7 protein-coding genes are annotated in these 5,314 nt (G+C 70.8%); 2 read left to right on the plus strand and 5 right to left on the minus strand.

Annotated features, from left to right (window positions below; translation table 11 throughout):
• Positions 1-204 precede the first annotated feature (204 nt).
• Positions 205-789, plus strand: a complete 585-nt coding sequence (locus FNQ90_RS11625) for a hypothetical protein (RefSeq protein WP_182606304.1) — start codon at positions 205-207, stop codon at positions 787-789.
• Positions 786-1,019 carry a hypothetical protein gene (locus FNQ90_RS11630; protein ID WP_182606305.1) on the plus strand — a complete coding sequence of 78 codons (234 nt, stop codon included), beginning with the start codon at positions 786-788 and terminating at the stop codon, positions 1,017-1,019. Before FNQ90_RS11625 ends, FNQ90_RS11630 begins: the two co-directional genes overlap by 4 nt.
• A 108-nt stretch (positions 1,020-1,127) precedes the next feature.
• Here the strand turns inward: FNQ90_RS11630 and FNQ90_RS11635 are convergent, their stop codons facing one another.
• The 5 genes from FNQ90_RS11635 to FNQ90_RS11655 form a co-directional block, all read right to left on the minus strand.
• Entirely contained in the window at positions 1,128-1,901 is a 774-nt protein-coding gene (locus tag FNQ90_RS11635; RefSeq protein WP_182606306.1) for a succinate dehydrogenase iron-sulfur subunit, read from the minus strand.
• Entirely contained in the window at positions 1,901-3,655 is a 1,755-nt protein-coding gene (gene sdhA, locus FNQ90_RS11640; protein ID WP_182606307.1) for a succinate dehydrogenase flavoprotein subunit, read from the minus strand. Before sdhA ends, FNQ90_RS11635 begins: the two co-directional genes overlap by 1 nt.
• A 22-nt stretch (positions 3,656-3,677) precedes the next feature.
• Positions 3,678-4,154, minus strand: a complete 477-nt coding sequence (locus tag FNQ90_RS11645) for a succinate dehydrogenase hydrophobic membrane anchor subunit (RefSeq protein ID WP_143619718.1) — start codon at positions 4,152-4,154, stop codon at positions 3,678-3,680.
• A gap of 6 nt (positions 4,155-4,160) precedes the next feature.
• Positions 4,161-4,541 (minus strand): succinate dehydrogenase, cytochrome b556 subunit, encoded by a 381-nt coding sequence (gene sdhC, locus FNQ90_RS11650; RefSeq protein WP_143619716.1) that lies wholly within the window; start codon positions 4,539-4,541, stop codon positions 4,161-4,163.
• 148 nt (positions 4,542-4,689) lie between these two features.
• Positions 4,690-5,301, minus strand: coding sequence for a 2-oxo-4-hydroxy-4-carboxy-5-ureidoimidazoline decarboxylase (locus FNQ90_RS11655; RefSeq protein ID WP_182606308.1), 612 nt, complete (start codon positions 5,299-5,301; stop codon positions 4,690-4,692).
• Between the last annotated feature and the right edge of the window lie 13 nt (positions 5,302-5,314).

The raw sequence follows: 5,314 nt of genomic DNA on the forward strand, positions 1-5,314 counted from the left end.
CCCACCGGCGGATTCGCCGGCTCCCGAGCCCGGGCGCCCGCCCATCCGCACCTGCGCCGGCTGCCACGAGGTCGCCTTCCGCAGCACCACCCGCACCCACTGCACCGCCTGCGAGCCGGATTAGGCTCCCTCCCCATGCGGGGGACAGCGGAAGACATCGGGCGACGACGGGCGTGGTTACCGGCGATCGTCGGGGGAGGGGCGTTGACCCTCCTGCTTCTCGTGATCGGTATGGCGGAGAGCCCCGTTCAGGGCGGCTTCGTGGTGAACCCGTGGGGTGAGCGGGTCCACTCCTGGACGCTCGCCTGGGGTCGGGTCCCGTCGCCCCGGGTGACGATGATCGAACCCGTCCCGGGGCATCCCCTGTTGCCCGTGTGGGCGCGGATCCTCCAGTACGCGGTGCTCTTCACCGTGACGGCGGCCCTCGCCCGGGCCATCGTCCGATCGCTGCCGGGCTCGGGGCCCGGACACGGCCGTCGGCGGCCGACCACTGCGCCGGCCTTCTGGGTGGCGGCCGTGGCCGGGGCCGTGGTGGCCGTGACGGTGGCGGCGGTGATCACGAAGGCGGTCGGGGATTCGGGTCCGACCGGAGCGGTGTCGTGGCCCCACCTGCTCGCGCGCTCGTTGGAGGCGGCCAGCCCGCCGGTGGCGATCCTCGACCTGCCCGTGGCGGCCGTCTTCGCGGTGGTGGTGACGCGCCGTTCCGCCCGGTGGTGGGCGACCCCGGCCGAGGCGGAATGCCCCGGCCCTCACGACGAGAAGACGACCCGGAAGGTGGAAACCCGATGAGCGAGAACCCGGAATCCCCTCAACTCCTGAACTCGGGCGTCCTGGTGGTCATGCTGTTCGGGGCGCCGTTCGTGTTCGGCGGTGGGATACGGGCCGCCGGCATCGGCGGGTGGCAGTGGCTGTGGGCGGTGGCGCAGTTCGCCCTCGCGGTGACCATGGCCGTGGGCGCCGTGAGGGACCTGCGGCTCCGCTTCCGACTCGCCCGGGCCGAGCGGTCCCGGAGGCGGTGACCCGGCCCCGGTCCCGACCGGGCCTGATGGAGACCCCCGAACGGCCGGAGGGCCGGGCCGCGCGGGTGCGCGGTCCGGCCCTCCGGTGGGGGGCTCCCCGAAAACCGATCAGAAGCGGCGGGTGATGATCGCCCGCTTGACCTCCTGGATCGCCTTGGTGACCTCGATGCCGCGCGGGCAGGCCTCCGAGCAGTTGAAGGTGGTGCGGCAGCGCCACACGCCTTCCTTCTCGTTGAGGATCTCCAGCCGCTGCTCCCCGCCCTCGTCGCGCGAGTCGAAGATGAAGCGGTGCGCGTTGACGATCGCCGCCGGGCCGAAGTACTGGCCGTCGTTCCAGAACACCGGGCACGAGGAGGTGCACGCGGCGCACAGGATGCACTTGGTGGTGTCGTCGAACCGCTCGCGGTCCTCGGAGGACTGCCGGCGCTCGCGCGTCGGCTCGTTGCCGCTGGTGATCAGGAACGGCATCACGTCGCGGTAGGCCTGGAAGAACGGCTCCATGTCCACCACGAGGTCCTTGAGGACCGTCAGGCCCTTTATCGGCTCCACCGTGATCGGCTTGGCCGGGTTCAGGTCCTTGATCAGCGTCTTGCACGCCAGCCGGTTGCGGCCGTTGATGCGCATCGCGTCGGAGCCGCAGATGCCGTGCGCGCAGGAGCGCCGGAAGGTGAGGGTGCCGTCCTCCTCCCACTTGATCTGGTGGAGGGCGTCCAGGACCCGTTCCTTGGGATCGATGTCGATCCGGAAGTCCTGCCACGTGACCTCGGCCGAGACCTCGGGGTTGAAGCGGCGCAGGCGGAAGGTGACGGAGATCTTGTGGGAGGCGGCCGAACCCCCGTCGGGGGTGCCGGTCGTCTCCTTCTCCACGGTCGCGGTGCTCATCAGTACTTGCGCTCCATCGGCTGGTAGCGGGTCTGGACGACCGGCTTGTAGTCCAGCCGGATCGATTCGTTGCCCTCGGGGTCGACCTCGCGGTACGCCATGGTGTGCCGCATGAAGTTGACGTCGTCCCGGTCGGGGAAGTCCTCGCGGTAGTGGCCGCCGCGGGACTCCTTGCGGGCCAGCGCGGAGACGACCAGCACCTCCGCCAGCTCGAGCAGGTTGCCCAGCTCCAGGGCCTCCAGCAGGTCGGTGTTGAAGCGCCGACCCTTGTCCTGCACCGACACGTTCTTGTACCGGGCGCGCAGCTCGACGATGTCCTCGCGGGCCTGCTTGAGGGTCTGCTCGGTGCGGAACACCATGGCGTTGCGGTCCATGGTCTCCTGGAGCTCGCGACGGATCGCCGCCACGCTCTCGCCGCCGGAGGCGTCCCGCATCCGGGTGACCTCGTCGGCGACGAACTTCTCCGGGGCCTCCGGCAGTTCGACGAAGTCGGCGGTCGCCGCGTACTCGGCGGCGGCGATGCCGGCCCGGCGGCCGAAGACGTTGATGTCCAGCAGGGAGTTGGTGCCCAGGCGGTTGGCGCCGTGCACCGACACGCACGCGACCTCGCCGGCGGCGTACAGGCCGGGGACGATGTCGGTGTTGTTGATCAGCACCTCGCCCTTGACGTTGGTCGGGATGCCGCCCATCGCGTAGTGCGCGGTGGGCTGGATCGGGATCGGGTCCGTGTAGGGCTCGATGCCGAGGTAGGTGCGCGCGAACTCGGTGATGTCCGGCAGCTTGGCGTCCAGCTGCTCCGGCGGCAGGTGGGTGAGGTCCAGGTAGACGTGGTCGGCGTCGGGGCCGCAGCCGCGTCCCTCGCGGATCTCGGTGTAGATGGACCGGGAGACCATGTCGCGGGGGGCGAGGTCCTTGATGGTCGGCGCGTAGCGCTCCATGAAGCGCTCGCCGTCCTTGTTGCGCAGGATGCCGCCCTCGCCGCGGGCGCCCTCGGTGAGCAGGATGCCCATCTTCCAGATGCCGGTCGGGTGGAACTGGAAGAACTCCATGTCCTCCAGCGGCAGTCCGCGTCGGAACGCGGCGGCCTGGCCGTCACCGGTGAGGGTGTGGGCGTTGGAGGACACCTTGTAGAACTTGCCGGTGCCGCCGGAGGCGAAGACGATCGCCTTGGCCCGGAAGACGTGCAGCTCGCCGGTGGCCAGCTCCAGCGCGACCACGCCGGCGGCCTTCTTGACCCCGTCGACCTCGTTGAGCAGCAGGTCCAGGACGTAGAACTCGTTGTAGAACTCCACGCCCTCCTTGACGCAGTTCTGGTACAGCGTCTGGAGGATCATGTGGCCGGTGCGGTCCGCGGCGTAGCAGGAGCGGCGCACGGCGGCCTCGCCGTGGTTGCGGGTGTGGCCGCCGAAGCGGCGCTGGTCGATGGTGCCCTCGGGGGTGCGGTTGAAGGGCAGGCCCATCTTCTCCAGGTCCAGGACGGAGTCGATGGCCTCCTTGGCCAGGATCTCCGCGGCGTCCTGGTCGACCAGGTAGTCACCGCCCTTGACCGTGTCGAAGGTGTGCCACTCCCAGTTGTCCTCCTCGACGTTGGCCAGGGCGGCGGCCATGCCGCCCTGGGCCGCGCCGGTGTGGGAGCGGGTGGGGTAGAGCTTGGTCAGCACGGCCGTGCGGCTGCGCTTGGTGGCCTCGATGGCCGCCCGCATCCCGGCGCCACCGGCGCCGACGATGACGGTGTCGTACTTGTGTGTCTGCATGAGTCTCGTCAGCCCCGGTGCGTCAGCGGATGTTCGGGTCGAAGGTGAAGATCACCAGCGTGCCCAGGAGGATGGTGAAGACGGTCGCCGTGTAGAGCAGCATCTTCAGCCAGAAGCGGGTGTTGTCCCGCTGGGCGTAGTCGTTGATGATCGTCCGCAGACCGTTGGCGCCGTGCAGCATGGCCAGCCACAGCATCAGCAGGTCCCAGACCTGCCAGAACGGGGAGGCCCAGCGGCCGGCGACGAACGCGAAGCTGACCTTGCTCACGCCGCCGTCCAGCACCAGCTGGATCAGCAGGTGTCCGAGCACCAGGAAGACCAGCAGGATGCCGGAGAGCCGCATGAACAGCCAGCCGTGCAACTCGAAGTTGGTGCGGGTCGAGCGCGGGGAGCGCCCGGTGCGGGTGCGCGGCGGTTCGATCACCGGGGCCGGGTTGTCCGGGCCGATGGGGCGCTCGCCGGTCGTGCCGCTGTTCGCGGGAGTGGTTTCGGTGGACATTCTCGATCAGCTCCCGAACAGCTCGCGGAAGGCGTGACCCAGCACGGGCCACGCGGCGCCGGCCATCAGCAGGCCCCAGACGGCCATGACGGTCCACAGCATCTGCTTCTGGTACCGGGCGCCCTTGCTCCAGAAGTCCACCGCCACGACCCGCAGGCCGTTCAGCGCGTGGAAGAGGACGGCGGCGACCAGGCCGTACTCCATGAAAGCGACGAGTGGCGTCTTGTAGACGGCGATGGTCTGGTCGTACGCCTCGGGGGAGACGCGGACGAGTGCGGTGTCGAGTACGTGGACGAACAGGAAGAAGAAGACGAGGACACCGGTGACTCGGTGAGCCACCCATGACCACATGCCTTCCCGGCCGCGGTACAGCGTTCCAGCCGGCACGGAAAAACCCTCCGGGAGCGGATGTCGGGGCCTGCCGGCCGTTCCTGTTCCAGGTGAGGTCCGCGGGCCCGGCCGGAGACGGTCCACCGGCCGCCCGACATGGTATCGACGGGCCGCGGGGCGACCGGGGCCGGGGGTGCGGATGTGATCAATTCGGCACCCGTCCGGGCACGTCCGGGTGCGACGCGGTGCGGCGGGCGGCGGGCGTGTCGACGTGCCGCGCCGGGCCCGGAACCGCCGTGCCCGCGACCAGGTGTTCCAGGCGGGCCCGGGCGAGGCGGCGCAACTGCTCGGCCGCGTGCTCGCGTTCGGTCTCCGGGTCCATGAGCAGTCGGGTCCGCAGGGCCGTCAGCGTCAGGTCCAACCACTCCTCCGGGTGGGAAGGGTCCAGGTGCAGGACGAAGCCGTGACCGAAGCGTTCCTCGTGGACCGAGAGGGCGGCGCGCAGGGCGGTGCGGGCCGTCTCGCCCGCTCCGGCGAGGACGCGCAGCGCCGCCGCGTCGCGGGGCTCGGCGGACAGTGCCTCGGCGAGGTCGGCGGGGGTCAGGTCGTAGGCCGCCTCGTCACCGGCCGCGAGCAGGGCGTCGGTGTCCCCGTAGGGGCGGTGCTCGGCCACCCGGCGGGCCCAGCGGCGGCTGCCGCAGCAGGCCAGGAGGAGGGACTCGGCGGTGGCCGGGTCGGCGGCGTTCAGTCGGCGCAGGCCGGGGGTCTGAGCGGCGCCGTCACCGGTCCCGGGCGCGGTGTCGGGCGCGGTGGGTATTCCGGTGTGGGCG

This window comes from Streptomyces alkaliphilus (assembly GCF_014141535.1).
GTDB lineage: Bacteria > Actinomycetota > Actinomycetes > Streptomycetales > Streptomycetaceae > Streptomyces > Streptomyces alkaliphilus.

What these genes read in the sequence shown, in the direction of transcription:
- FNQ90_RS11630 (WP_182606305.1), top strand. Translation starts at nt 786, where the DNA reads ATGAGCGAGAACCCGGAATCCCCTCAACTCCTGAACTCGGGCGTCCTG.
- FNQ90_RS11645 (WP_143619718.1), bottom strand. Translation starts at nt 4,154, where the DNA reads ATGTCCACCGAAACCACTCCCGCGAACAGCGGCACGACCGGCGAGCGC.
- FNQ90_RS11635 (WP_182606306.1), bottom strand. Translation starts at nt 1,901, where the DNA reads ATGAGCACCGCGACCGTGGAGAAGGAGACGACCGGCACCCCCGACGGG.
- sdhA (WP_182606307.1), bottom strand. Translation starts at nt 3,655, where the DNA reads ATGCAGACACACAAGTACGACACCGTCATCGTCGGCGCCGGTGGCGCC.